Origin of the sequence: Mesorhizobium sp. M2E.F.Ca.ET.209.01.1.1, assembly GCF_004010375.2 — a bacterium.
GTDB lineage: Bacteria > Pseudomonadota > Alphaproteobacteria > Rhizobiales > Rhizobiaceae > Mesorhizobium.
In genome coordinates, this window is the sequence record NZ_SADP02000834.1 from 1 (window position 1) to 317 (window position 317).

A 317-nucleotide genomic window follows, 5' to 3' on the forward strand; every position below is an offset into this window, starting at 1 on the left:
AGGCGCTTGAGCTCCTCGTGCTCGCGGATCTGCCGCAGCACTTCCAGGCCATCCATGCGCGGCATCTTGATGTCCAGCAGCAGCACCGCCGGCAGGCCTTCCTCGCGCTCGGCGAAGGCGCCGCGACGCAGCAGGTAGTCCATCACTTCCAGGCCGTATTCGACGTGCACGATGGGATTGGCCAGGCGCGCCTCTTCCAGGGCATCGATCGCCATTTCGGCGTCGGCCGGGCTGTCTTCGGCGAGAAGGATGGTGCGCAGAGTGGTCATGCAGAAGGCCCTTGTTTGTCCGCGTCGTTCGCGGGAGGCAGGTAGAAG

General features: G+C 65.3%; 1 protein-coding gene. It reads right to left on the bottom strand.

What is annotated here, in order from left to right:
- On the bottom strand, positions 1-269 hold a 269-nt coding region (locus tag EN852_RS38120; protein ID WP_135879854.1), incomplete at its 3' end, for a response regulator.
- Positions 270-317: the final 48 nt, after the last annotated feature.